The sequence below is a fragment of the Pseudomonas sp. GW821-FHT02H09 genome, from assembly GCF_059421425.1.
Map to the genome: position 1 here is coordinate 74,683 of NZ_JBWKVA010000008.1, position 24,955 is coordinate 99,637.

General features: G+C 58.3%; 29 protein-coding genes. 25 read left to right on the plus strand and 4 right to left on the minus strand.

The annotated features are described in order from the left end of the window. Positions 1-31: 31 nt before the first annotated feature. The 8 genes from AC07VR_RS12645 (at position 32) to AC07VR_RS12680 (ending at position 6,792) form a co-directional block, all read left to right on the plus strand. Entirely contained in the window at positions 32-778 is a 747-nt protein-coding gene (locus tag AC07VR_RS12645; protein WP_495011412.1) for a DUF5983 family protein, read from the plus strand. Positions 779-884: 106 nt separating this feature from the next. After that, positions 885-1,424 (plus strand): PFGI-1 class ICE element type IV pilus protein PilL2, encoded by a 540-nt coding sequence (gene pilL2 / locus AC07VR_RS12650; protein ID WP_495011413.1) that lies wholly within the window; start codon positions 885-887, stop codon positions 1,422-1,424. After that, complete coding sequence (locus tag AC07VR_RS12655; protein WP_495011414.1) at positions 1,421-2,092, plus strand: chemotaxis protein; 672 nt, start codon at positions 1,421-1,423, stop codon at positions 2,090-2,092. Before pilL2 ends, AC07VR_RS12655 begins: the two co-directional genes overlap by 4 nt. 9 nt (positions 2,093-2,101) lie before the next feature. Continuing rightward, on the plus strand, positions 2,102-2,815 hold the full coding sequence (locus AC07VR_RS12660; RefSeq protein ID WP_495011415.1) for a TIGR03759 family integrating conjugative element protein: 714 nt from the start codon (positions 2,102-2,104) through the stop codon (positions 2,813-2,815). Beyond that, positions 2,797-3,345, plus strand: a complete 549-nt coding sequence (locus AC07VR_RS12665) for a lysozyme family protein (RefSeq protein WP_495011416.1) — start codon at positions 2,797-2,799, stop codon at positions 3,343-3,345. The genes AC07VR_RS12660 and AC07VR_RS12665 overlap by 19 nt, the downstream gene beginning before the upstream one ends. After that, positions 3,342-3,857, plus strand: coding sequence for an integrating conjugative element protein (locus AC07VR_RS12670; RefSeq protein ID WP_495011417.1), 516 nt, complete (start codon positions 3,342-3,344; stop codon positions 3,855-3,857). The genes AC07VR_RS12665 and AC07VR_RS12670 overlap by 4 nt, the downstream gene beginning before the upstream one ends. 9 nt (positions 3,858-3,866) lie before the next feature. Beyond that, on the plus strand, positions 3,867-5,972 hold the full coding sequence (traD, locus tag AC07VR_RS12675) for a type IV conjugative transfer system coupling protein TraD (protein ID WP_495011418.1): 2,106 nt from the start codon (positions 3,867-3,869) through the stop codon (positions 5,970-5,972). Positions 5,973-6,060: 88 nt separating this feature from the next. After that, a complete protein-coding gene (locus AC07VR_RS12680; protein ID WP_495011419.1) occupies positions 6,061-6,792 on the plus strand; it encodes a TIGR03747 family integrating conjugative element membrane protein in 732 nt (243 codons plus the stop codon). A 15-nt stretch (positions 6,793-6,807) separates the two neighbouring features. Here AC07VR_RS12680 and AC07VR_RS12685 read toward each other — a convergent pair whose 3' ends face one another. Beyond that, positions 6,808-7,389, minus strand: coding sequence for a hypothetical protein (locus AC07VR_RS12685; RefSeq protein WP_495011420.1), 582 nt, complete (start codon positions 7,387-7,389; stop codon positions 6,808-6,810). Positions 7,390-7,688: 299 nt separating this feature from the next. On the opposite strand from AC07VR_RS12685, the gene AC07VR_RS12690 reads away from it, so the two are divergent. Genes AC07VR_RS12690 through AC07VR_RS12730 form a run of 9 tightly spaced genes read left to right on the plus strand, consistent with a single transcriptional unit; the run spans position 7,689 to position 15,156 of the window. After that, the gene (locus tag AC07VR_RS12690) at positions 7,689-8,024 is read left to right on the plus strand and encodes an integrative conjugative element protein, RAQPRD family (RefSeq protein WP_495011421.1); all 336 of its coding nucleotides are present in this window, start codon (positions 7,689-7,691) and stop codon (positions 8,022-8,024) included. Continuing rightward, a complete protein-coding gene (locus tag AC07VR_RS12695) occupies positions 8,021-8,260 on the plus strand; it encodes a TIGR03758 family integrating conjugative element protein (RefSeq protein WP_495011422.1) in 240 nt (79 codons plus the stop codon). The genes AC07VR_RS12690 and AC07VR_RS12695 overlap by 4 nt, the downstream gene beginning before the upstream one ends. A 17-nt stretch (positions 8,261-8,277) precedes the next feature. Next, complete coding sequence (locus AC07VR_RS12700) at positions 8,278-8,649, plus strand: TIGR03745 family integrating conjugative element membrane protein (RefSeq protein WP_065950720.1); 372 nt, start codon at positions 8,278-8,280, stop codon at positions 8,647-8,649. A gap of 7 nt (positions 8,650-8,656) precedes the next feature. Continuing rightward, entirely contained in the window at positions 8,657-9,070 is a 414-nt protein-coding gene (locus AC07VR_RS12705; protein WP_495011423.1) for a TIGR03750 family conjugal transfer protein, read from the plus strand. Next, positions 9,067-9,708, plus strand: coding sequence for a PFL_4703 family integrating conjugative element protein (locus tag AC07VR_RS12710; RefSeq protein ID WP_495011424.1), 642 nt, complete (start codon positions 9,067-9,069; stop codon positions 9,706-9,708). The genes AC07VR_RS12705 and AC07VR_RS12710 overlap by 4 nt, the downstream gene beginning before the upstream one ends. Next, positions 9,705-10,517 carry a TIGR03749 family integrating conjugative element protein gene (locus tag AC07VR_RS12715; RefSeq protein WP_495011425.1) on the plus strand — a complete coding sequence of 271 codons (813 nt, stop codon included), beginning with the start codon at positions 9,705-9,707 and terminating at the stop codon, positions 10,515-10,517. The genes AC07VR_RS12710 and AC07VR_RS12715 overlap by 4 nt, the downstream gene beginning before the upstream one ends. Beyond that, on the plus strand, positions 10,507-12,024 hold the full coding sequence (locus AC07VR_RS12720; RefSeq protein WP_495011426.1) for a TIGR03752 family integrating conjugative element protein: 1,518 nt from the start codon (positions 10,507-10,509) through the stop codon (positions 12,022-12,024). The genes AC07VR_RS12715 and AC07VR_RS12720 overlap by 11 nt, the downstream gene beginning before the upstream one ends. Then, complete coding sequence (locus AC07VR_RS12725) at positions 11,987-12,403, plus strand: TIGR03751 family conjugal transfer lipoprotein (RefSeq protein ID WP_495011427.1); 417 nt, start codon at positions 11,987-11,989, stop codon at positions 12,401-12,403. Before AC07VR_RS12720 ends, AC07VR_RS12725 begins: the two co-directional genes overlap by 38 nt. Continuing rightward, positions 12,403-15,156, plus strand: coding sequence for a conjugative transfer ATPase (locus tag AC07VR_RS12730; RefSeq protein WP_495011428.1), 2,754 nt, complete (start codon positions 12,403-12,405; stop codon positions 15,154-15,156). The genes AC07VR_RS12725 and AC07VR_RS12730 overlap by 1 nt, the downstream gene beginning before the upstream one ends. 44 nt (positions 15,157-15,200) lie before the next feature. Here AC07VR_RS12730 and AC07VR_RS12735 read toward each other — a convergent pair whose 3' ends face one another. Continuing rightward, the gene (locus tag AC07VR_RS12735) at positions 15,201-15,455 is read right to left on the minus strand and encodes a LasR-specific antiactivator QslA (protein ID WP_495011429.1); all 255 of its coding nucleotides are present in this window, start codon (positions 15,453-15,455) and stop codon (positions 15,201-15,203) included. Between the two features lie 169 nt (positions 15,456-15,624). Between AC07VR_RS12735 and AC07VR_RS12740 the strand changes: the two genes are divergently transcribed. The 5 genes from AC07VR_RS12740 (at position 15,625) to AC07VR_RS12760 (ending at position 20,193) form a co-directional block, all read left to right on the plus strand. After that, the gene (locus tag AC07VR_RS12740) at positions 15,625-15,879 is read left to right on the plus strand and encodes a helix-turn-helix domain-containing protein (RefSeq protein WP_495011430.1); all 255 of its coding nucleotides are present in this window, start codon (positions 15,625-15,627) and stop codon (positions 15,877-15,879) included. 117 nt (positions 15,880-15,996) lie between these two features. After that, positions 15,997-16,953 carry a TIGR03756 family integrating conjugative element protein gene (locus AC07VR_RS12745; RefSeq protein WP_495011431.1) on the plus strand — a complete coding sequence of 319 codons (957 nt, stop codon included), beginning with the start codon at positions 15,997-15,999 and terminating at the stop codon, positions 16,951-16,953. Further along, positions 16,950-18,332 (plus strand): integrating conjugative element protein, encoded by a 1,383-nt coding sequence (locus tag AC07VR_RS12750; protein WP_495011432.1) that lies wholly within the window; start codon positions 16,950-16,952, stop codon positions 18,330-18,332. Before AC07VR_RS12745 ends, AC07VR_RS12750 begins: the two co-directional genes overlap by 4 nt. 3 nt (positions 18,333-18,335) lie before the next feature. Then, entirely contained in the window at positions 18,336-18,644 is a 309-nt protein-coding gene (locus AC07VR_RS12755; RefSeq protein ID WP_495011433.1) for a hypothetical protein, read from the plus strand. Positions 18,645-18,654: 10 nt separating this feature from the next. Next, complete coding sequence (locus AC07VR_RS12760) at positions 18,655-20,193, plus strand: conjugal transfer protein TraG N-terminal domain-containing protein (RefSeq protein ID WP_495011530.1); 1,539 nt, start codon at positions 18,655-18,657, stop codon at positions 20,191-20,193. Here AC07VR_RS12760 and AC07VR_RS12765 read toward each other — a convergent pair. Continuing rightward, entirely contained in the window at positions 20,186-20,593 is a 408-nt protein-coding gene (locus AC07VR_RS12765; protein WP_495011434.1) for a DUF3742 family protein, read from the minus strand. The two genes, AC07VR_RS12760 and AC07VR_RS12765, sit on opposite strands and share 8 nt — an antisense overlap. Before the next feature lie 455 nt (positions 20,594-21,048). Between AC07VR_RS12765 and AC07VR_RS12770 the strand changes: the two genes are divergently transcribed. After that, positions 21,049-21,378: a hypothetical protein gene (locus AC07VR_RS12770; RefSeq protein WP_495011435.1), complete on the plus strand. Its 330-nt coding sequence runs from the start codon at positions 21,049-21,051 to the stop codon at positions 21,376-21,378. A gap of 130 nt (positions 21,379-21,508) precedes the next feature. After that, entirely contained in the window at positions 21,509-22,468 is a 960-nt protein-coding gene (locus AC07VR_RS12775) for an ArdC family protein (RefSeq protein ID WP_495011436.1), read from the plus strand. Between the two features lie 139 nt (positions 22,469-22,607). On the opposite strand, the gene AC07VR_RS12780 is transcribed toward AC07VR_RS12775, so the two are convergent. Next, positions 22,608-22,802, minus strand: coding sequence for a DUF7740 domain-containing protein (locus AC07VR_RS12780; protein ID WP_020300924.1), 195 nt, complete (start codon positions 22,800-22,802; stop codon positions 22,608-22,610). Between the two features lie 223 nt (positions 22,803-23,025). Here AC07VR_RS12780 and mobH point away from each other — a divergent pair, with 223 nt between their 5' ends. Then, on the plus strand, positions 23,026-24,747 hold the full coding sequence (gene mobH / locus AC07VR_RS12785) for a MobH family relaxase (protein ID WP_495011437.1): 1,722 nt from the start codon (positions 23,026-23,028) through the stop codon (positions 24,745-24,747). Positions 24,748-24,955 lie beyond the last annotated feature (208 nt).

Here is a 24,955-nt window from a genome sequence, read left to right on the forward strand (position 1 = left end):
CCTTATTCATTTTCATCCTGGAGCACCTCTCATGAACCCCATACCCCAAGCCGCAGCTCTGCTGCCGGCCTCAAATCCATTTGCTCGCGGCTACGACAACCTGCATATTGAACGGCTGCTACTGATCACCTACGAAAACGACTGCCCGCCCTGCTTTCGACCTGTTCACGACTCACAGGCCCATCTGTCCGACGATGAGTTGCAGCTGTTCCCGTGCCTGTTCAATGACGATTTCGCCTTGATCAGCGAAGGCCAATCCATTCCGAATGAGTTGGATGAATGCTGCCAGTCCACTGGGCTGGTGCGCCAAGTGATCTACGCCGTGATTGGCCAAACGCTCAACGAGCAGCATCACGTTGGCGACCTGTACTCCCTGGAAGAAGCCCAAGCCGTGTTCCATCACTTGAGCTTCGAGACGGGACACTACAGTCGAGCCTGGGAGATCAGTACCGCACACCTTCCCGAAGAAGCGATGCTTTATCTGGAGGAGTGGGTCAGTCACTCCGTTCCGAGGCAAACTGGCCTCTTGTTCGAGCTTTTTACGCTGCCGGATTGCAACGGTATCGGTTGCAAACTGATCGGCACACCATGGACGGACGAGAACTTGCTGAACATTGAGGGCAAACGTTATTCAAGCTTGAGACAAGAGCAACTCGACGCCGGCACACCGGAAGCCCTGGTCACGGTGTTATACCTGGCGGCGTTGGCGCATGTGCGATTGTTGATCTTTGACCCCGACGCCACCGTCTTGGAGGGACTCGCCATTTTTGATGAGTAACAACGCGTTCTGCTTTAATACGACCCGCTTTGAATCAACTTTCTCACTGAATCGCTCCTTCACCTCATGTCAGGTTCTGCACTGAATCTGACATGAGGTTTTTTTCATGGAGCGTTTTCTCACGCCTGTCTGCCTGCTGGGTTTGTTGAGCGCCTGCACCGCGCAAATCCCCAACCCATTGCCGACCCATCCAGAGATCGACAGTGGCTCTCGGGCCAAGCTCTCGAGGGGCACAGCCGAAGAACATCCTCCGGCAGAACTCCGTTATGGCCGCTATACGCTGGTCAGCACCGAGCCCACCACGGAACAACGCGACCTTCTCACCCAGATCGTCGATGTGAGCATCCCGTCCAGCCTGAGCCCTTCGGTGCAGGATGCGTTGCAGTACGTATTGCAGCGCTCGGGCTATTCGCTCTGTCCCGATACCGCGGCGGTGAAGGTGCTTTTTACTCGGCCCCTGCCGGCGGCCCATTACCGGCTTGGTCCAATCCCTTTGCGCAGCGCGCTACAAGTGCTGGCTGGCCCCGCTTGGCAACTCACGATCGATGAAGTCAGCCGTTCGGTCTGCTTCGCACAGCAGAGAACGGAGGCCGGCGTCGCGCTGATCACACCCGTCTCGCCCCATCAATCGGAGGCGCGTCCATGAAAACTTCGACGTTTCAAACCCTCATCATTGGACTGCTTTGCCTGGTGGTCGCCGGTTTGAGCGGCGGTTTGTATAACCAGTATCAGCGCGTGGCCGAACTGCAGAACACGAATCTTCAGTACCTACACACTTTGGACACCCTGCAACGTGATTCAAACGCCCTCAAGGACTCACAGGAGAAGCTGCAGTACGCGCTGAAAGACCTGAAGCAGATGGTCGATACCGGTGAGCAACAGGCCAATACCCTCGATCCGATGCTGGATCAGTGGGCACAAGAAATACAGGAACTGCGCGACGGTCTGGCAGCCCGCGCCACCGCGGCGGACATGACAGTGTTACGCGCACGCCTTGAGCACGTCGAGCAGCAGCTCCTGGACCTCAAGACCCAGCCATCACCCCCACCACCGACATCTTCCGCAGCCAAGCCGAAAAAAAAGACTCGCCCTACACCTGCCCCACTCTCGCCGCCGTTTTCAGTGTTGAGTGTCGAGTTCCGCGGTGGTGAGCGCTTTCTGGCGGTCGCTCCTCATGACAGTCGCTCTCTCATGGATGTTCGGCTGTTGCATAGCGGCGAGCAATTGGGAACCTGGCAGCTGAAAGTGCTGGAACCGAACTCAGCCATCTTCGCGGTGGCCGCTCAGCCAGACCAGACCGTGCAACTCCCTTGAGAAGCGATCATGAACAGAGCGCTACTGCCCTCCGTTGTCTGTCTCGTTTCGCTACTGACCACGGGCGCTACGATGGGCAATCCTGTCACGACACCGTCACGGCGTCAGGACACGCAGTCTGCTCCCCTGAAGCGCTCTGACTCTGAACAGGCTGCGAGCTGGGGTCTGACGGAGCAGGAGTGGACGCGCTTCGAACAGATCCAAGCCGGCCCTCGCGGTTTCTGGAGCCCGAACCTCGACCCGCTGACCGCACTCGGGGTTGAGGCCCAGACCGACCAAGAGCGCCAGCGCTATGCCGAATTACAGGTAGCACTTGAAGCCAAACGCGCCGAGCGCGAGTTGGCCTACCAAAACGCTTACACCGCGGCCTGGGCCAAGCTGTTTCCCCGGCTGCTGCCGATTCAGGGCATGGCATCCACTGCCACCTCATCGGTCATGCCGCGCCAGGCCCTATTTGTGGAGGACCACTGCCCAGCGTGCACCGCCGAAGCGCAGCGTCTGCAAAGCAGTGATACAGCGTTCGATATCTACCTGGTGGGCAGCCAAGGCGAGGATGAACGCGTCCGTAGCTGGGCCCGGCAAGCAGACATCGATCCGGCCAAGGTTCAACACCGACAGATCACCCTGAACCATGACCGTGGACGCTGGTTCGGCCTGGGTGCCCCGGGATCATTGCCTGCCACATTTCAACAGGTGAATGGACAATGGCAACGCCTCGACTGAGTGGTATTGCGCTCCTGCTGGCGGTGCTCGCCGTCCAGGCTGACGAACTTCCGCCTCCGGCCTACCAACTGGCGGCGCATGACGCCGACATTCCTTCTACGGTGCTGTTCGCGATTGCCCTGCAGGAGAGCGGTACCCGCGTCCGTGGTCGACTGCTGCCCTGGCCGTGGACCCTGAACATCGCCGGAACCCCCTACCGCTTCGCCACTCACCAGGCCGCCTGTCACGCCTTACTTCAGGCGATCGCTCAACATGACGCCAAGCAGGTCGATGTCGGTCTCGGGCAAACCAACCTGGGTTACCACGGACAACGTTTTTCCAGTCCCTGCGAAGCCCTCGACCCCTACCGAAATCTCGCCCTCACCGCCGCGCTGTTGCAGGAGCATCACGCCGCCAGCGGTGATTGGGTGTCAGCTGCCGGACGCTATCACCGCCCGGCAGGAGGAACGCCGGCCGCGCGTTACCGCGCCGGCTTTTCCCGGCAACTAGAACGACTGATGGTTTCCTTCAAACAGGGCACACCACCATGAAGCGAATATCCCTTACCTGCTATTTCATCCTGCTCTTGGCACCTTTCGCCCAGCCGGAACTGACCATAGCAGGGGATCAGCCTAGCGACTTCACCCGCCCCCATTTTCAAGTTTCCAGGCCGCCAATAAACAACAAGATCCAGCCTGATCGGGCCATGCATGCGGACCTGTCCACCTTTGCCGATGAAGCCTGGATACTGCCCGTCCGTAGCTCTCACTTGAGCCCAGGCCAGATCACCTCCCGAGCCCTGAACATGCCGGGTTTGCGGCCATTTTTCTTGGTCGGTGGGGATCCCCAGTCACTGGCTTGGTTGCGTCAACATGCGGCTAAACTGCAGGAAATGGGCGCGGCTGGCCTCGCCGTCGAAGTGGCCGATACTGAAGCCCTAGCCCGGATTCGAGCAGCCGCTCCGGGCATCACCATCCTGCCGGTCAACGGCAACGACATTGCCACCCGCCTGCAGATTGAGCACTACCCCGTTTTGATCACTGCCACCTCACTGGAACAGTGAGTCCAGGTCATGGCCGAGCATGCGATGGAGTCCAAGCTCCGGCCAGCGGTGGAGCTGTACACCGTAGCGATCTGCATCGCCGCCGCGGTGCTGTGCGTGTACTCGCCCTGGGCCGTGGCCTTGTCACCCGAGATCGGTCTGGGCGCGGCGCTGGCCTATGCCCTGTTCGGCCTGATCCGGCTGCGACAAGCCTGGGAGGTGCTGCGCTATCGGCGCAATATCCGACGGCTGCCCCGCTACGAACTGACCAGCCGACAGATTCCGGTCAGCCGTAAGCGCTTGTTTATGGGGCGCGGCTTTCGCTGGACCCGCCTGCACACCCAGCGCTTGGTCGAGGCTCAGGACCCCGCGGTCGCCCACTACGTCGACCAACCGACCCACTATCGCCTGGCCCGTGAACTCGAACGGCGCCTGGAGCATGCACCGTTTCCGCTCTCGACATTGGCCCGTGTCACCGCCTGGGACAGTGCCTTCAATCCGTTGCGCCCTTTGCCCCCGGTCGGTGGCTCGCCGCTGTTGCATGGGGTCGAGCCCAATGAAACGGAAGTTAGTCTGCCGCTGGGCGAACGGGTCGGACACACCTTGGTGCTCGGCACTACTCGTGTCGGCAAGACACGACTCGCCGAGGTGTACATCACCCAGGACATTCACCGCGTCGAACATGAGGTGGTCATCGTTTTCGATCCGAAGGGCGATGCCGACCTGCTCAAGCGCATGTACGTCGAAGCCAAGCGCGCCGGTCGGGAGAAGGAGTTTTATGTCTTCCATCTGGGCTGGCCAGAAATCTCGGCCCGCTACAACGCCGTGGGACGTTTCGGACGTATCTCGGAAGTGGCGTCACGTATCGCCGGGCAGCTCAGTGGCGAAGGTAACTCTGCCGCCTTTCGCGAGTTCGCCTGGCGTTTCGTCAACATCATCGCCCGCGCCCTGATCGAGCTGGGCCGACGTCCGGACTACCTGCAGATCCAGCGACATGTGGTCAACATCGATGCACTGTTCATCGAATACGCCCAGCAGTTTTTCGCCAAGACCGATCCGAAAGCATGGGAAGTGATCGTCCAGCTTGAAGGCAAGCTCACCGAGAAGAACACTCCCCGGCATATGATCGGGCGCGAAAAGCGCGTGGTGGCCATCGAGCAATACCTGGCGGTGAAACGGATATTTGATCCGGTACTGGACGGACTGCGCTCTGCGGTGCGGTATGACCGCACCTATTTCGACAAGATTGTCGCCTCGCTGCTGCCACTGCTGGAGAAACTCACCACCGGTAAGACCGCCCAACTGCTGGCTCCCAACTACACCGACCTAGATGACCCGCGGCCAATCTTTGACTGGATGCAGATCATCCGGAAACGCGGCATCGTCTATGTCGGCCTGGATGCGCTGACCGACGCCGAGGTGGCCGCCGCTGTGGGCAATTCCATGTTCGCCGACTTAGTCTCGGTCGCGGGACACATCTACAAACACGGCATCGACCACGGCCTGCCCCAATCGGGTAACAGCAGTGACAAGCTGCCGATCAACCTCCACGCCGATGAGTTCAACGAGTTGATGGGTGATGAATTCATCCCACTGATCAATAAGGGCGGCGGCGCTGGCATCCAGGTAACCGCCTACACCCAGACCCTCAGCGATATCGAAGCGCGAATTGGTAACCGCGCCAAGGCCGGCCAGGTGATTGGCAACTTCAACACCCTGCAGATGCTCCGCGTGCGCGAAACCGCCACCGCTGAACTACTCACCCAACAGTTGCCCAAGGTTAACGTTCTGACCAAGACCCTGGTGTCGGGTGCCACCGACACCTCCGATCCGGAGGCCAGTACAGACTTCACTTCCTCCTCGCAAGACCGCGTCAGTAGCACCAGCGTGCCGTTGATCGAGCCTGCTCACATCGTCAGTTTACCCAAAGGGCAAATGTTCTCCTTCCAGGCCGGTGGGCAGCTCTGGAAAGTCCGCATGCCATTACCTAAGCCCTCCAGCGACGATGCCATGCCCAAGGACCTGCAGGAACTCACTCAGCGAATGCGGGCGGCCTACAACGCGCAGGCGGGAAAATGGTGGAGCGCAAGCGGTGGCAGCCCAACAATTAACTTCGATTTGGATCAGGTGGGATAGGCCTTCCCGCACTAGGTTCTATTCAGCAAGAACACACTCAAGAGACGTCGTAACGACATCAGTCCTGTGGCGCACAATGGAGTGAACGATGACGACTTCCGCACAAAACACGCAGCCACAACCTATCCAGCACCCAGGATTAATCGTCTCGGCGATTGGCTTGGTCCTGCGCATCATCGGTTTGCTGATCGCCTCGTTGCTGTTCTCGATTCTGATCGAATTCGTCGGTCTGCTGCTTTTCTGGGGAGATCAAGGCTGGCGACACAGCCAGGCCATGTTGAGCAGCGAATTGGGTTGGCTCAGCGAGCACTTCAAATCTTCACTCATCGTCCAGCAACCTGGACAAACGACTGTCCAGGTACTGGATTTGCTCAATCAGTGGTTGTTGGTCAAGACTGGCTTTGCTGATTTTGCCCAGCAGGCGCGTGTGTCGAGCCATGGCAACGGTTACTGGGGCTGGATCAATCCGCTCTACGTGAGCATCGAGGATTTTGTGCTGGCAGCGGTGTATGTCAGCTTCACCTTCGTGGTGCGCCTGACTATTCTGGTCCTGGCCACACCCTTGTTTCTGCTGGCCATGTTTACCGGTTTTGTGGATGGCTTGATGCGCCGTGACCTGCGTAAATTTGGCGCAGGGCGGGAGAGCAGTTTTGTCTATCACCGCGCCAAGCGGGCAGTGATGCCACTGCTGATCGTGCCCTGGATTATTTACCTATCCCTGCCCTTTTCGCTCAATCCCATGGCCGTTTTTTTGCCTTGCGCGGTGACGCTCGGAGTAACGACTGCTATCACCGCAGCGACTTTTAAAAAATACATCTGACATATTACTGGATTATTAAACCATCCCGGTCAATTTAGCCAACACTACGACGATGTAACCACCAATGATAGATAACCCAACAATACCCCACGGCCGCTGCCACCAATCACTGCTAGGCGACGGCGGCATTGATTGCTGGTAAAAATTTATTTGACCGATCTGGTTTGCATTGACTTGGATTGCAACCCCATTCTGCATCGAATTGCGCCACTGAGTTTCCTCAAGACGTTCAAGTTGAACCTGAACACGCCCCTTGAGATGCCTAGCGGAAAGGAGCAATTGCTTTCCAACAATCATCACACCCACCAAACCGAGAAACAGAAAGTTGCCGTAGCTGAATGGGTTTCCCTGGCTGAGGGTAGGCGCGTGGTTCCATACAAATCCAATATAGGGGGATGTGGCTTGGTAAATGTCGGCTACTAAATTTTGCATCAGTCCGCCCAAGTGCCCAAAAATCTTTGAGCCAGCAAGCGTTTCACCTTGTTGGTGTAGAAAAATCAATGATGAAACCAAATAAAATAACGCCCCGAAGACCATCAAGGAGAACCCTACTCCCTGTCTTATACGGTACCGCTGAATCGCTTGTTGGATGTTCATTCCCTGCACTCACTCTTCGTTAGCTGATTTCGTCCGCGCCTTCTCTGCACACCGCTAACAATGTTGCTAACGGCATCAAATGTTAACGACTCCCCGTCGTTTCTCTTGAGAATTCGAGACTGTACTTACAACCACTCGCATGATTTCACCGCGCTCCATAGCCCTCAATGCTGCTTACGAGTTGGCTACACGGTCAGGGACTGTATCGAAAACAAAATGACGTTGCGTGTTTCGTTTTTCTTACTGCTGAGACTAGGCGTTAGTTGAATGCTGGTCCCATCACCAAATGGGCTAACCTCATGCTGACTACATTTTGCCGAAACTGCCCTCTGCTCGTATTGTTGACGTTCCATGGGGGCAGCTATGCCGCATCTGCCCATGAGCAGATACAGCTAAGCCTGATCCAACAGCAACTCGACACTATCGAACGCCTTGCGACGCGAGCTGAGGTAGCAAGTACCTCTGAACCAAACGAACGTTATCACTTCGACTATTCCCATCTAACTCAAGACATCCAACGCATTCGCCAAGGTGTGCAGAGCTATCTATCGCCTTCCCGCGCTCAACCCCGCGATCTCGGTGAACTGGTCGGTAATTACCGCCTCGACACTCCTTCCCCGGAGCCGTCGCCATGAGCATGACTGACGCTCAGACCTCAGCGTTCCTAAACGCCTCTGGCTTTTCAGCACAGAGCAGTTCGACGCTGTGGCTTTCCTTGGTTCTCGTCCTGGCTTTGCTCTGGTGTACCTGGGTGATGTGGACGGCTTACCGGGGTTGGGCGGCTGGCAGCGTGCGCTTCGGCGCCTTCGGCGGCAGTACTGCACGCGTCTTGCTCGCCCTACTCGTCCTGATGTTCTTCACCCTGTCCTAACCCAGGAGATCGCCTCTATGCTCAAGTGCTTTGTCCCCCTGAAAAACAACCTGCGTGATCGTGCCAGTCAGCGCTTGATCGGCCTGCTGCTGGTGCTCGGTCCAAGCCTGGCCTTTGCCGAACTCCCCACCATGGAGGCCCCTTCGCGTGGTGAGGGTTCTGGATTGATCGAGACGATCAAAAACTACGCCTACGACGGCGGCATCCTGCTCGGTCTGCTGATCGCTTTGCTCGCCTTTCTCGGCGTGGCCTGGCATTCCCTGACCGTTTATGCCGACGTGCAGAACCAGCGTAAGACCTGGAAAGACCTCGGCGCGGTGGTCGGTATCGGGGCCCTGTTAGTGGTGATCATTATCTGGTTCCTGACCAAGGCTGCCGCAATTTTGTGAGGTCGATATGAACGACACCATCGAACGCCTTGCCGACGGCACCTTGGTCTTTCTGCCAGAGCGACTCAATCGTGATCCCGCCGTATTGCGCGGTTTAACCAATGATGAGATGTGGGTAGCGCTCGGCACCGGCGCCGTCATTGGCCTGCTGCTGGGCGTTCCTCTGGCGATCGCCACCACCTCCATTGCCGTGGCGCCGACCAGCATGATCGCAAGCATGGCGGTGGTGTTATTTGCCGGTGGCACCCTACTGCGTCGGGCCAAACGGGCTCGCCCCGAGACCTGGCTGTATCGCAAGCTCGAATGGATACTCGCCAGCCGTTGGCGCCTGGGGCGCGGAAGTTTGATTCTCCACTCCGGCGCCTGGACGGTTCACCGTTCGCGTCGACTGCGCCCTGCCCTGTCCCGGTGGCAACCATGAGTCGTTTTCGGAACAAGGTGGATGCCCAACAGGCCCATATCTTCAGCCTGCGTCTGGCGGTAATGATCTTTGCCCTGGTCTGTGCAGGGCTCTGGTACGGCTGGCGCTCGGCACCAACCGATCTGACTGTGCATGTACCACCGGATCTGCGCTCGGGCAGCACTCGCAAGTGGTGGGATATCCCCTCAGAGAATGTCTATGCCTTTGCCCTTTACATCTTTGGTCAGCTCAACCGCTGGCCCTCAGATGGCGAGCAGGACTATCGCCGCGCCATCTATGGCTTGCAGTCCTACCTGACACCCTCCTGCAAGGCCTTCCTCGATGGCGACTACGAGTACCGCAAGGCCGCCGGCGAACTGCGCCAGCGGGTGCGTGGTGTCTACGAAATTCTGGGCCGAGGCTACAGCGAGGATCCGGAACTCAGGGTCAAGCAACTCGACCGCGACAGTTGGCTGGTAAAGCTCGACCTCAACGCCGATGAGTATTACGCCGCCGAGCCGGTGAAACGGGTGGTGGTGCGTTATCCATTACGCGTGGTGCGTTTTGACCTTGATCCCGAACGCAATAAGTGGGGGCTGGCACTGGATTGTTATCAGGGCACTCCGCAAAAAATCTCCCTGCCTGGAAGTGAGCCATGAAGCGGATTTCTACCCTGGGACTAACCGTCTCACTGATGCTATGGGGAGCTGCAGCGCAGGCCGTCGAACTGATGCACTGGGAACGCCTCCCCCTCGCGGTCCCACTGGTGATCAATCAAGAGCGGGTGGTCTTTGTCGATGAGGATGTTCGAGTCGGTGTACCCTCAATCCTGACGGGCAAGCTGCGCGTGCAATCAACCGGCGGCACGCTGTACCTGCGAGCGTCGGAAGCCATTGCACCGACCCGACTGCAACTGCAATCGGTCGCAACGGGCGAGGTCATCCTGCTGGATATCGCGGCCACGCCTGGTGATCAACCGCTGGAGCCCGTGCGTATTCTCAAGAATGCTCAGGTGCAAGCTACCGAGGCTGAATCTAGCACCGTCCCTGTTCCAGAACGTACACCGATCCCGGTCGCTTTGACGCGCTACGCCGCGCAAAGCCTGTACGCGCCTCTACGCACCGTTGAGTCCCTGCCCGGTGTACGCCGCGTCCCGCTCAAGCTGCGCACCGAACTGCCGACCCTGATGCCGACCGAAAACGTGTCCAGCACACCCATCGTCGCCTGGCGACTCGGTGATTACTGGGTGACGGCGGTGAAGTTGCGCAATCGTGGTTCAGAGACGGTGCAACTCGATCCACGGCGGCTTCAGGCCAAGCTATTCGCCGCGGCCTTCCAGCATGCTTTCCTAGGGCCTGTCGGCAGTGCTGAAGACACCACGATCGCCTTCCTCGTCACTCGCGGTGCCGGCCTCGAACAAGCCGTGCTGCTCCCGCCCGTTGCGCGAGGTGCTGACGATGAAAGCTAACGCATTGCTCAAATGGCTGGTACCGGCTGCGCTACTGGCCGTGGTGTTGATCATCCTGAAAACCTGGGTCGCGGGTGGCAACACGCCCTCTCCAGAGAACCCAGTTGATCAGGGCAACCTTCAGTTATCCGTCGAGCAAGCCAAGTCGCTCGGCATTGCTGGCGATACCCCACGCGACACGGTCGCCACCCTGGTCGGCCAGGTGAAGGCCATGCGCAGCGACATGCTCGGTTTGAAGAAACACAATGACTCACTGCAGACGGAAAACAACCGCCTGCGCGAGCGGGAAAACAGTGTCGATTCGCGTATCCAGACGGCGCTTGGCAGTGTGACCCAGCAGGTCGACGAAGGCCGCCGACAAGCCAACGAGGCCCGACTCAAAGCGGAACAAGACAGTCGCCAGGCTCGCGGTCTGCTGACGCAATTGCAGGAACAGTTGTCGGGGCTGACCGGCAAAGGCAAAGACATGCCGATCGGATTGGGGCTTGAGCCGGGCGACAGTGCCCAGTTCGAAGGGCGGCACTCTGCCAATGATGCGCTGCAGTGGATTGAACCCTCGGATGCTCCGTCCACCGACGCCCGAGGCAAAACCAAGTCTTCCTCCGCACTGAGTCTGCCTACCGCTTTCAACTCTCTGGAAGGCTTGAAAGATAACGCGATTGATCGCAGCCAAAAACAGCTACGTGCAGTCACCAAGGGTGAGCGCGACCTGACGCGATCCGTTGATCGTACCGAAGGCGCGAAGCCGGTCTACACCATTCCCGAAAACGCCACGCTGATGGGCTCGGTCGCCATGACTGCGCTGATTGGCCGAGTCCCGGTGGACGGCACAGTTAATGATCCCTATCCCTTCAAGGTGTTGGTCGGTCCGGAGAACCTGACTGCCAACGGCATCGACCTGCCGGACGTCGCGGGGGCCGTGATGAGCGGCACGGCGTCCGGTGACTGGACCCTGTCTTGTGTACGCGGACAGGTCGAGTCAATCACCTTTGTGTTTACCGACGGCACTATCCGCACGGTGCCTCAGCCGAAGGCGGTAGCCAGCCGCAATGCCTCCACCACCCAGAGCTCAAACACCGACAAGATCCGTGGCGGACTCGGCTACCTGTCCGATCCGTATGGCATTCCCTGCATTGCTGGTGAACGTCGCTCGAACGCCCAGCAGTACCTCGGTAGCCAGAGCCTGATCACTGCGGCTGGAGCCGGTGTCGCCGCCCTGCTCGGGGATGAGCGGAACAACAGCAGTGTGATCAGTTCCGGCGGCAGTACGCTCGGGGTCACCAGCAGCAGTGGCAATAGCGCACTGAATTCAATCCTCAGTGGTGGGGTCAGCGACATCCGCGAATGGGTGAACAAGCTGTATGGCGAGGCCTTTGCTGCCGTGTACGTGCCACCTGCCGCCCAAGTCGCACTGCACCTCGACCATGAGATCACCATCGACTACGAGCCCAAGGGCCGGAGCGTTCGCCATGAAAAAGACCATGCTTCCCCGCCTGATCTGGATTAGCGTGTTCTGCTGGGTCCTGGCGGGGTGCTCCACCGACAAGGAGACGCTGCTGCCCCATGGAGAGCAAAGCATGCTGGACATCTGGAACGGTGCCGGTTCGCAAGGCACTCAGCAGCAACTGCTGGATGCTCGGCGGCAGTTACGCCGTCCGCTGGTCCAGGAAGATTTCTCCGCCTATCTCCAAGAACCGTACACGCGCACAGCGACGAACGAGATCCACAATTTGTTCCCTCGCCTGCCCAATCCCGATCTGGTGCTGTACGTGTATCCGCATCTGAGTGGTACCGAGCAGGCACCGATCCCGGGTTACTCGACAGTCTTTCCGTTCTACCAACGTGTGCAATACGCATTACCTGGTGAACGTCAGGAAGACTTGTAGTGCGTACCGGCGATTCGAGCAACCGCACTCCTGCGTGGAAAGCCTGGCGCAACCCATTGCGCCCTCGCGCCACCTTGGCCGATGACGCTGCACTCTATACGCACAACCCCAGCTTCACCGATCACCTGCCTTGGGTCGAGTACCTCGACACCGAGCAGTGTTTTCTGCTCGATGACAATCGTTCGGTGGGCGCGGTGTTCGAGTTACTGCCCATCGGCACCGAAGGGCGCGAACCCGATTGGCTGATGGCGGCCCGCGATGCCCTTGAGGATGCCCTGCAGGATAGCTTTGACGAGCTGGATCAAGCGCCTTGGGTAGCGCAGTTTTTCTGCCAGGACGACAACGATTTCACCCCCTATCTGACCCGACTCACCGACTATATCCGGGACAGCGCGCGAGGCACGGTCTTCACCCAGGCATATTTGGAGCTCAGCCGCCTTCATCTGAAGACCATCACCAAGCCTGGCGGTCTGTTTGAGGATAAAGTGGTGACACGCCTGCCCTGGCGCGGCAATAACCGCCGGGTGCGCCTGGTGGTCTATCGCTGGCTTGAGTCTGATGCTGAGGAGACAGGACTCACCCCGGTGCAATCCCTGCATGAGGCTTGCGAACGTATCGCGGCTTCGTTGCAGGCATGCGGGGTGCAATCGGCACGAGTCGATGGCCGAGGTCTTTATGCCTGGTTAGTGCCCTGGTTCAATCCGGCACCCAGGCTCACCGATGAAGCGCCCGAGGAGTTCTACCGCCGCGTGGCCTATCCGGAGTCGGGCGACGGTGAATCGCTGGAACTGCCCTTCGATCACGATTTCGCCGAGCGCCTATTTTTCAATGAGCCGCGTTCGGATGTCCAACGCGGACTCTGGTTCTTCGATGGCCAACCCCATCGGGTCATGGTGGTGGACAAGCTGCGACGGGCACCGTCGATTGGCCAACTCACCGGCGAAACCCGCAAGGGCGACGCGGTGAATGCGCTGTTCGACCAGTTACCCGAAGGTACGGTGATGAGTCTGACCTTAGTGGTCAAACCACAGGATGTACTCGAGGATCAGTTGAATCGCCTGGCCAGCAAAGCCATCGGTGAAAACCTGGCCTCGACCCAGACCCGTCAGGATGTCGAAGAGGCTCGCGCGATCATCGGCCGCCAGCACAAGCTGTACCGAGGAACCCTGGCGTTCTACGTACGCGGTCACGATGAACAGCAATTGCACCAGCGCTCGGTCAGCCTGGCCAACGCGCTGCTGGGTGCGGGGCTGCAACCGGTACGTGAAGGCGATGAGGTCGCCGCCTGCAACAGCTACCTGCGTTGGTTGCCGATGGCTTACAACCCGGTCCGAGACACGCGAAACTGGTACACCCGCCTGATGTTTGCCCAGCACCTGGCGAATCTGGTTCCAGTGTGGGGCCGCAGCACCGGCACCGGCCACCCGGGGATCACCCTGTTCAATCGTGGCGGCTCGCCATTGAGTTTTGATCCGTTGTCACGCCTGGACCGGGCCATGAACGGTCATCTGCTGTTGTTCGGCCCGACTGGTGCCGGCAAGTCGGCCACCCTGGTCACCTTGCTGATGCAGGTCATGGCCGTGTACCGACCTCGCCTGTTTATCGTCGAAGCCGGCAATTCGTTTGGTTTGCAGGGTGACTACTTCGCGACACAGGGCCTGTCGGTAAACAAGGTCCAATTGAAACCTGGTGCCTCGGTCAGTCTCGCGCCCTTTGTCGATGCTTGGCGCCTGGTCGAGCAGCCGGATCAGGTCGCGAGTCTGTCGATCGATGAGCTGGACGATGAGGCGGTAGCCAGTCACGAAGATCGGCGCGATGTTCTCGGCGAATTGGAGATCACCGCCCGCCTGATGATCACCGGCGGCGAGGCCAAGGAAGAAGCCCGCCTAAGCCGGGCCGATCGCAGCTTGATCCGCGAGTGTATCCTCGATGCAGCACAGACCTGTGTCGCAGCGGACCGCCAGGTACTGACCCGCAACGTGCGCGACGCCTTGCTGCGCGTCGCCGCTGACCCGCATTTGCCGGAGAAGCGTCGTGAGCGTGCCCAGGAAATGGGCGAGTCCATCGACCTGTTTTGCCAGGGTTTCGAGGGCGAACTGTTCGATCGCGAGGGCACGCCTTGGCCCGAGAGCGATGTGACCATTGTCGACCTGGCCACTTACGCTCGCGAAGGCTATGAGGCACAGATGTCCATTAGCTACATCAGCCTGATGAACACCGTGAACAACCTTGCCGAGCGCGACCAGTACCTGGGCCGACCGATCATCATGGTCACCGACGAGGGCCATATCATCACCAAGAACCCGCTGCTGGCGCCATTCGTGGTCAAGGGCACGAAAATGTGGCGCAAGCTCGGTGCCTGGTTCTGGCTCGCCACACAGAATCTTGCCGACTTCCCCTCGGCCGCGCAGACCATGCTCAACATGATCGAATGGTGGATTTGTTTGAACATGCCGCCCGCGGAAATCGAAGAAATTGCACGGTTCAAGAAACTCACGCCTGCACAGAAAGCCTTGTTGCTCTCCGCCAGCAAGGAACCGGGCAAATACACCGAGGGGGTCGTGCTGTCGAAGAAGCTCGAAACGCTGTTTCGAGTCGTGCCGCCCAGCCTTTACCTCGCCCTGGCGATGACGGAGCCCGAGGAAAAAGCCGAGCGCTGGACACTGATGCAGAACATTGGCTGTTCGGAGTTGGAAGCCGCTTACCGGGTAGCTGAACGGATCGATAGAGCGCGAGGCATAGAACCCGCATAGGGAAATCTATTCAGGTATCGCGCTCTGAAGCGAGTGACAGGTTATTACGATGCGCCTCGAAGCCGCTGCTGAATCCTCAACAAGAATCCGGCTTCAAAAGCATCTTGGCAGTCACCGGCAGGAAAGGTCTTGCGTGTTTGCGCCAGCTCCCACCACAGTGGAATCTCACCGGGCGAATCAAGCCAAGCCTGGGCGCATTGCACGCCACGTTCGATCATTGGAGCAAATTCGTTGCCCCAAGGTGTTAGAAGACTTGAGCAACCATCCGCCGCAGGAATTGAAATGTAGTTTTCGTCCATACACACCCTAGAGTTCTAATTTTATTGTTAGACACTGGACCCAGTCTCGAAATCATAACGAAACCAAATGAACGCTGGATAACAGGTATGCGCATCAAATGGACTAGATCAATACCAATGTAGACTATATCCCGTGGATTGAGAGTCCCTCAAGGCGCAATTTGCGCGCATGACTCAAGACTACGAACAGCTGCGTCTGCAACTGGCGGAAAACATCCGCTTGATGCGACGTATAAAGAACCTTACCCAAGAGCAGTTGGCGCTCATGGCCGAGGTCGATCGTACCTACGTCAGTCAAATCGAACGATGCACGGGCAATCCGTCGCTGATGGTCCTGTGCAAACTCGCCAATATTCTCGAAATCACGACGGATCAGCTACTCACCGAGCCAGACGCCCTTCGCCATGCGCTGAGCATCGAATAGCTACCTCGTCGCCCTGCAAATCCTTGTAAATCGACAACGCCAGCTTCAGCTTTATCACTGACGGTGTACGTTCAATCATTGAACGTGTCCAGGCCATTAGCCCAAAGAGCTTGGATCATGCCTGTAGTATGCCCGTCAATCGCGCCCCAAAAGCTACGACCTTTGGCGCTGAGCATCCTGCTGGCGTGCGGCCCGAGCGTGGCGCTGGATACTGGCAGCATCATGTCCTCCGCGCTTTCTCCAAAATGCCTCGCATACAGGGTCGTCGGCATTTGTTTCTGGCTGCTCTGTACGCCCTTCGGCTGCACAGTCAAAACCTCGACCAAGGTGCGTCATTTCATTCCTGAACTCGTGGTCTCGAGCTACGCCACCACGGGCAATAACCCCTGGACCGAAATGGCCACCCTCTCCTCTCCCATCAGCGGTGCGGAAGGTGGCGGTAACCTGATCACGCCGAACACCCAGCGCGACAATCTGGCCCGTTTCAAGAACGTCGATGGCATTGGTCATCCAGGGGGCTGGGCCGCCACACAACTGGCCTCTCAATCCGGCTACGCCTGTGCCAGCGGCGCAACCGCGTTCATGCCCTACTACCTGAGCACCCTGGACTCACTGGCCTGGCGCCATGGCATACCCGAAAGTCTTTACCCCGAGTCGCTCATGCCGGGGATCCGTGAAGTCGGACGTCAGGCTTCGGGAAACATGTGGGGCAACGTTTATCCCCGGCAGGGCTTTCTGGTACAGCCCGACGATTTCAAGGCCGCCGCAGTCATGGCGCAACGGGCCGGCGATGTGATTACCCGTAACGGACAGCCGCATGTGTACTTACCACTCACGCCCACCAAACGCGACGGCTACTGGCCGCCTGGCCCGATCGTTGAAAACGACGCTTCGACCCACAAATGGCAATTGCTCTACCCTCAGGTTCAGCCCACGTGCGCCATCTTCCCCAGCGATCCGGTACAGAGCGCGGATGGCGGATACGCCTGGTCGCTGTGGCGTCCCTATAGCTGCTGCAAACGTGAGGGGCAGACCTTTCTGTTCAGCATCGACTTCGAAGGCGGTGCTTCATGAGTCGGCTTCTCGCACGACCATGGTTGGGCGTGATGAGTCTGTTGCTCTGTGGACTGCTCGCCATGGCCACGCATGCCCACGCCGCCGAGGGCGATTACCGCCTGGGTACTCAAGGCGAAGTACTCGACGACCGAGTGATGTACACCATTGGTGGCGGCTCGGCAGTCGGCTCACCGAGTTCGCTCTACCGACCCAGTGGTCTCGGTGTCGGCGGGTCATGGCGAGCGAACATGATGTGCGGAAACATGAGCCTCACCAACACCCTGCAAAACCAACTGAACGGCGTCACCGAAGGTTTCCAGCAGATCATGGGCAACATCGTGCAGAACGCGACCCAAGCGGTGATGTCGCTGCCGGCGTTGATTATTCAGCGCGCCAACCCCGGTCTCTATGAGTTGCTCAGTAACGGGGTGATGCAAGGTCGTATCGACTTCGACCGCTCCAAGCTGACCTGCCAGGCCATGGCCGAAAAGATGGCGGACAAGGTCGGCCAGGCCGGCTGGGGCGCGTTGGCCAAGAACCAGGAAATGCAGGGCAATCTGGAACAAACCGGCGGCGATGCGGTGGCTGCGGTGAAAAACACCGAGGCCCGTAACGGCAACAACGGGGTGTCCTGGGTCGGCGGCTCAAAGGCCGGAGGTAACGGGCAGATGCCCATTCGGGTGACTTCCGACGTGGTACGCGCGGGCTATAACCTGCTGCATAACCGAACGGTGGGTGACAATGCATCGATCAGTAATAGCGATTGCCTGGGTGGGGCTATTTGCCAGACCTGGACTTCGCCTCAGGAGGAATCCGAATGGGCCGTTCGCGTGTTGGGCGAGAGCGAAGTCGCGACCTGCGACAGCTGCGAAACCCTGCGTACTACCGCTGGCAGCGGATTGACGCCGCTGATCCAGGAGGCCTACAGCGAACGCCTCAAGGCCCTGCAAGGGTTGCTGTCCGGCTCTCTGCCGACTACCCCTGACAATCTGACTAAAGCCTCCAGCCCGATGCTGCCGGTGACCCGTGGTGTGGTTGAAGCCCTGCGCGACGATCCCGACCAGGATCTGCTCGCGCGACGCCTGGCCAGCGAGACAGCCTTGTCCAGCGTACTCGACAAGGCATTGCTACTGCTGCGCACGCTGCTGGCGGGCAGTCACGAACCGAACATCGCCTCCGCCGAACCAGCCCAGACCGCCTTGACGAAAAACATCGACACCCTGGAGCGCGAAATTCGCCTGCTGCAAACCGAGCTGCAGATACGGCAGATGCTGACCACCAATACCGCCAGCCTGGTGCTCGATCGGCATGCCGGTGGTGCCGATGCTTCGCGTACCGTCGAGCAAGGCGACCCCGAGCCCGGTCGACTCAATGATGCTGACGCCAGGCGCAAGTGAGCCATGAAACGCTCACCGCTATTCACTTTGCTTTCGAGTCTGGGGATTGCCACGGTGATGATCCTGAGCGCCGCGCTGGTCGCCTGGATCGGCCGCGTTGCGCTGGGTAGTTTCGAAGTCTGGCAGCAGGCATTCGAATCCGCACGGCCTTATCTGCGGTGGTGGCGCGCCCTGCTCTACTGCGCCCTCTTTGCGCTCTGGGTCGATCTGTTCCAGCGCTACCGACATCGACCACAGGATCGACTGCGCGTGAAGCGCATCGGGGCATTAGGGCTCGTGCTCTTTACCTGCGTCGAACTCACCCGACTGTGAGGTCACCACCATTCTCATGAGCACCAACAGTTACTTGGAGTTTTACCTCTCTCTCCTGGCCTGGATCATCAACAACGGCCTCTGGAGCGTCCTGTCCGATACCGGACTGTTCGCCGCGCCCTTCGGAGCAATCATTTTGCAAGAATGGTTGTCGGCCCGTCAGCAAGGCGCGGATGAAGGCAACAAGGGACTGCTCTCTGTACCGAGGATCGAGAACCGGTTGTGGCTGGCCTACATCGTCGTGTTGTTCGGCTGCGCGCCGGTCTTTCCGTTGAGCCTCGCCTCGATGGCGTTCGATGATGTGGCGAGCCAGCGCTGCGGCGTGAGTGTGGCTAAGCCGGCGGAAACCGCCTGGGGGACCACCTTCAATACCATCGGCGAACGCTCTGCCAACGTGCCGATCTGGTGGTTTCTAGTGCATGCCTTGAGCAAAGGCGTGACCGCCGCAGCCACCGCCTCCATCCCCTGCGCACCGGATATCCGACAAATGCGCATGGAGATCGACAGTTCGCGCATTGCCAGTCAGATCCTGCTGCAGGAAGTCGCCGACTTCACCCGCGACTGTTATGGCTATTCCCGCTCTCGGCTATTCACCAACCGTCCGCAGTTGGATAAGGCACAAAGTCATGACGCCTCCTGGATCGGCTCAAGCTATTTTCTCGACACGCCCGGCTACTACGATACGGATCGTTCACGCACACCACGAGTCAGCTGGCCATATGACGAAAGCCGCGATATTTCCTTGCCGCGGCTGGAAAATGGCGCGGGCTATCCCACCTGCAAGCAGTGGTGGAGCGACAGCGGTGTCGGGTTGCGCGAGCGCTTGATCCAGCAGGTCGATCCTTCGCTGCTGACTCAGCTGAAAGGTTGGTTGACTGGCCGTTCGAGCAACGAGATCGAGGATGCCACCCTGCGCGAGCTGGTCAGCCCGCGCCAGCAATCGATGTCCATGTCGCCCGGACAGGTGTACCAGGACTATGGCTCCAGTGCTCGCGGCGGGTCGATCAATCAGGGGCTCAATAACCTGGCCACCAACACCGGGTTGGCACTGGGTTCCTTCAGCAACTTCCCGGCGATGAATGCACTACGCGCCGCCCTGCCGATGGTGCAGGCTTTCCTGATCATGGGCGTCATCATCAGCTTGCCGTTAATTCTGTTGGTCAGTACCTACCAGTTGAAGACCGTCATGATGGTGACGTTCGCGCTGTTCACGCTTCATATGTTGAGCTTCTGGTGGGAACTGGCGCGCTGGGTCGACTCCAGCATGCTCGATACCTTGTACAACCAGGTTTCAGCGTCCAATCAGGTGCTGTTGTCGCTGCCCACATCCGGACTTATGGATGGGACGGTCACCGCGCAGGTGATCGAGTATGTGATGGGGGCGATGTTCTTGGTGCTGCCTGGACTGTTTTTGGTCGCCATGAGCTGGGCTGGCTACTCGATCGGCAACAGCCTTGAGGGGATGCTAGGTGGTGCAAGCAAAGCCGCGCATGGTGCAGCGGGCAAAGGAACGGATCAGTTGATGGGTGCTACGAAGAAGCTTATCTGACGTCATCAGATGATTTGAAATGACCTATGTAATGGCCATTGTCATCGTAGTTGCCAAGATAGGAGTTAGCCCCAAGGTAGTCAGGACCTGGATTGTCCTCTTCAAAATCCGTGTCGATGACAGCCTTGGACTGCAGAAGGGCAATCACAGCGATCACCACCACAACAGAAGCGACCAGCCAGAAACCGATAAAGAGCAGCCCTCCGATCATTGCCAGTTTGGCAATCAGAAAACTCCCGCGAACAAGTAATTTACCTGCGGGCATACCTGTCATCTCCGCACGCTCAACCACGTGGGATTCAAACGTTTTCAAACTACGGTAACCACGCTTCACCGACATACCGCAGGCGTACGCCCAGCGGTAGGCGCGTGAACTCTGAACAGGTTGCTGAGTCGGCATGGTCTCGCCCTCTTCTGAGCGTTTTCATGGTTGAGCCAAGAGTAATAGCCTACTACTGAAAACGGCCCATGCCTGACCGCTTATCAGTTTCCCCGGTCGAAAAATCCTCATTGGAAGCCAGAAGACAAGCCCCGTGAAACAGCGTCTCTACAGTGATTGACCCAGATAAATCGTCCGGCTAAATACAAGGTACGGATCGCTGTTATCGACAGCACCTGCCCAGGTAGCCAGAACCTTCAAGGCTACGTCACTTCAATGATGGTTCTCCCCAAGTGCGATTAGCGTTCGGTGGCTCGCACAGTGACCGTTGCTACGGTGATGAACGCCTACTGCTCTCCTGAACGCCTTTCGAGCGCTGCTCGTGAGATAAGCCCTCTTGTTTTTCTTCAACCCACCGCGGGGAAATCTTTCCCCGCACGGGACAGGTTTCTTCGCGTTTTCAACGGAGACATACCATGCCCGACTCACTTACACCGGAAACACTGAACACCCTTCGGTTGCCCATCGTGTTCACACCTGGCGCGTGGCAACACGCAGTACAGCTCGAGCGTTCCGATCACGCTGGGAAGCTGCAGATTGATCGGTTGAGCCACGTATTGCGCGCAGCCTACGAAGCCCACCTGGCCTATCCACAGAAGCCCTATGTGCTGTTCGAGGTAGTCCACATTGAACCAACCGATCACTTCGACCACGACCCGTTGCTGCAATTGAGTCTCAGCCTACTCCAAGAACCGGGTCAGCCTGGCGCCTTACTGATAGCGCTTGCAGGAGAACACCAGCGCTAAGCGCAATTGGCGGCGCCCACCTCCACATTCGGACGGCATGCAAGACCTGCATCAATCCAGCCCATCACCCATCGGGGAACCCTCCCCGACGGGCAAGGCGTTCCTTCGTTTTTCTCTCGAGGAAATTGCCATGCGCGATATCTACCAAGACGTAACTGACAAGATCGTTACCGCGTTAGAACAAGGCGTTGCTCCCTGGATCAAACCCTGGTCCTCAAGTGGCTCAGCTGACATCGGTCATCAACCCTACCCCATCAATGCCATCACGCGACGTCCGTATTCGGGCATCAATTTACCGCTGCTCTGGGCCGAGGCCAGGTTGCAGGGGTTCACTCAAGATCGTTGGCTGACCTTCAACCAAGCTAAAAAGGCCGGTGGGCACATCCGTAAGGGTGAGCACAGCACTCTGGCTGTGCTCTACAAGCCGATGGAGCGCGAGGAACAGACCGAGTCAGGTCAACCCGTACTCGATGAAAACGGTCAGCCCAAGGTCGCTCACTTCGGCATTCTCAGGACGCATTTTCTGTTCAACATCGAGCAAACGGAGGGGCTCGAGATGTTCAATCAAACCCTGCTCGAAACGGAACCGCCCCATCCCTTCCAGGCCAATAGCGTTGCGGAAAATCTGCTGTTAAGTTCAGGTGCATGCATCGTTCATCGGCCTGCCGACGAAGCCTTTTACCACCCGATCAGGGATCTCATCCAACTGCCGACAAAAGCACAATTTCACGATGAAGGCGGGTACTACGCCACCGCACTGCACGAGCTGACGCACTGGACCGGGCATCACGCTCGGTTGCAACGGGAAGGCGTGACGTCATCCTGTCCGTTCGGCTCGCCAGGCTATGCCTTTGAGGAGTTGATCGCCGAGATGGGCGCTGCATTTTTATGTGCCTACGCCGGTATACAGGGGGTGCTGCAGCACGAGGGCTACATCGACTCCTGGCTCGGCCTGCTCAAGGCTGACAAACGCGCGATCTTCCGCGCCAGTGGCCAGGCCCGAAGCGCCTCGGAGTATGTACTCAACCTGGAGCAGCAACTGAAGCAAGCGGTCTTGGATGACTCACTCTGCATGAACGATGGAGCTTGATCGTTACCTCACCGCTGCAAACGCTTCACAGGGCCCAACGCGAGTTGAGCCCTTTTTTCTGTTTCCAGAAAACAGACGGAATCATACGGCGGGCCCTCACGCAAAGAACGAGAGAGGGGCGCACACCCGCAGCAGGCCGTTACGTATCCAGGTTCTGCGCCAGAAAATCCACCAGCTCGAGCGGACTCCGGCTGTCGATCACCTTGTAGATCAGATCGCGTTTACTGCGCGGTAACTTCTTGACCACGCTCTTCGCCGAGGCCCTGACGGCTTCGTCGGTCCCATGGATACGTGCCGCGAGCAGCAGCACGAGCGTGGCGTCAGTGAGGTTCATGGCAAGACCCAAAAAATATGCACCGCAGTGTACCGACTCTTTTCTTTTCCGTACTAGCCCCCCAACAAAACGATGTCTAGCCGTATCGATATCCCGATTGCCGCACAAAGGGACACGAGCCAAAAGGACGGGTAAGGGTTGGAAGGGAATGGGGACTCAAGGGTAAGAGCTCTATCCGAAAAGGCTAAAAGGCCACTGATCCAACCACTTCCCGGAGGAAACGATGCTCAGTCTGTTTCGCCACAAAAGGCAGAAGCCCCCTCCACCACTGACCCTGAGCGTCGCCGACGGTTACCTGCCCATCGAGTCGGCCCAAAACTTGTTAGCAGCGGAGCACCGCCGCCAGTTGCTCGATCGCATCTGGCAATACACCTCTCTCTCTCACGCACAATTCACTCAGCTCTATTTAAATCCGATCCATCGCTACGCCGAACAGGTTCAGCAACTCCCTGCCAGCGAGACACACCACCATGCGTATCTCGGTGGCATGCTCGACCATGGACTGGAACTGGTCGCCTGTAGTCTGAAACTGCGCCAATCCTATCTGCTTCCGACCGGCGCCGCGCCCGAAGACCAAGCCGCCCAGACCGATGCCTGGTCGGCGGGTATTGCTTATGGCGCTCTGCTGCATGACATCGGCAAGATCGCCGTGGACCTGCAGGTCGAGCGTCAGGATGGCCGTCTTTGGCATCCTTGGCACGGTCCCCTGGATCAGCCCTACCGTTTTCGCTATGTCAAAGGTCGCGACTATCACCTGCACGGCGCCGCTGCAGGTTTGCTCTACACCCAGATTCTCGACCGCCCGATGCTCGATTGGCTCAGTGGATTTCCTTCGCTGTGGGCCAGCTTGCTGTATGTCCTGGCCGGTCAGTACGAACGTGCCGGCGTGCTGGGCGAGTTGGTCATTCGGGCCGACCGCGTCTCCACCGCACAGAACATCGGTGGCAACCCGAACAAGGCGCTGCAAGCGCCGATTCATTCGCTGCAACATCACTTGATCAGCGGACTGCGTCATTTGGTTCAGCACGAGCTGAGACTCAACCAGCCGGGTGCCGCGGGCTGGCTGACTCACGACGCACTCTGGCTGGTCAGCAAGACGGTCACGGACAAGCTGCGAGCCTATCTGCTGTCGCAATCGATTGAGGGCATTCCCTCATCCAACATCGCTGTGTTCGATGAACTCCAGTCGCATGGATTGGTCGAGTCTACCCCGGAAGGCAAAGCCATCTGGACCGCTCTTGTCGCACAGGGCAACTGGCAGCAGACCTTTACCTTTCTGCGCCTTCAACCGGTGTTGATCTGGGGGAACGAAGACCGGCCTGAGGCTTTCAGCGGAACGGTGCGCGTTGCAGCCGATGACCACTCGACTGACGCTTCGGCATCACCACCAGCGCCTAAGACTGTCAGTACAGGATCGCGTCAACGCTCTTCGCTGAGAGATCCCATGGCGATGGAAGACGCCAACTATCTCGGCACGCTGTTGGATATGTTCGAACTGGAAGAGTCTGAGGTCAGCGACGCATCGTCAGCAAGCACTCTCGAAATCTCAAATCCCTCGTCGGAAGACCCTGGTCAGGCATTCCTGAATTGGGTCAAGGAAGGCATCCTGAGTCACAAGCTGATCATCAATGACAGCAAGGCCAAAATCCACACGGTGAGTGGCAGCGTATTACTGGTCACACCTGGTCTCTTCCAACGCTACGCGCAGGAGTTTCCTGGTATCTCACAGGAGGCCGACCACGAAAGTGAAGAATGGCGCTGGGTGCAGAAACAATTTGAAAAACTGAAGATTCACAAAAAACGTGATGACGGTTTGAACATTTGGACCTGTCAGGTTGAAGGTCCTCGGAAGAAAGCGACACTCAAAGGCTACCTGCTGGAGAAACCAAAAGAGTTGTTTCAGACACTACCCTCCGACAATCCCTTCTTAACGCTTTCAAAATGAAAATTTCTAACCAAGCAAAGCGATTCTGCGCTGCTTGTAAATGAACGATGCTCGAACCCACATACGATGAACTCATCTCTGCTCAGCAAATGTTCAGCTACCATGAAACTCAACACCGCAACAAAGGCGCAATGCCAGCACATGAAGATGTTGCTACAGAAACGTCGATTGTTACGGGACCTCCTCAATCGACAAAGAAATCACTAAA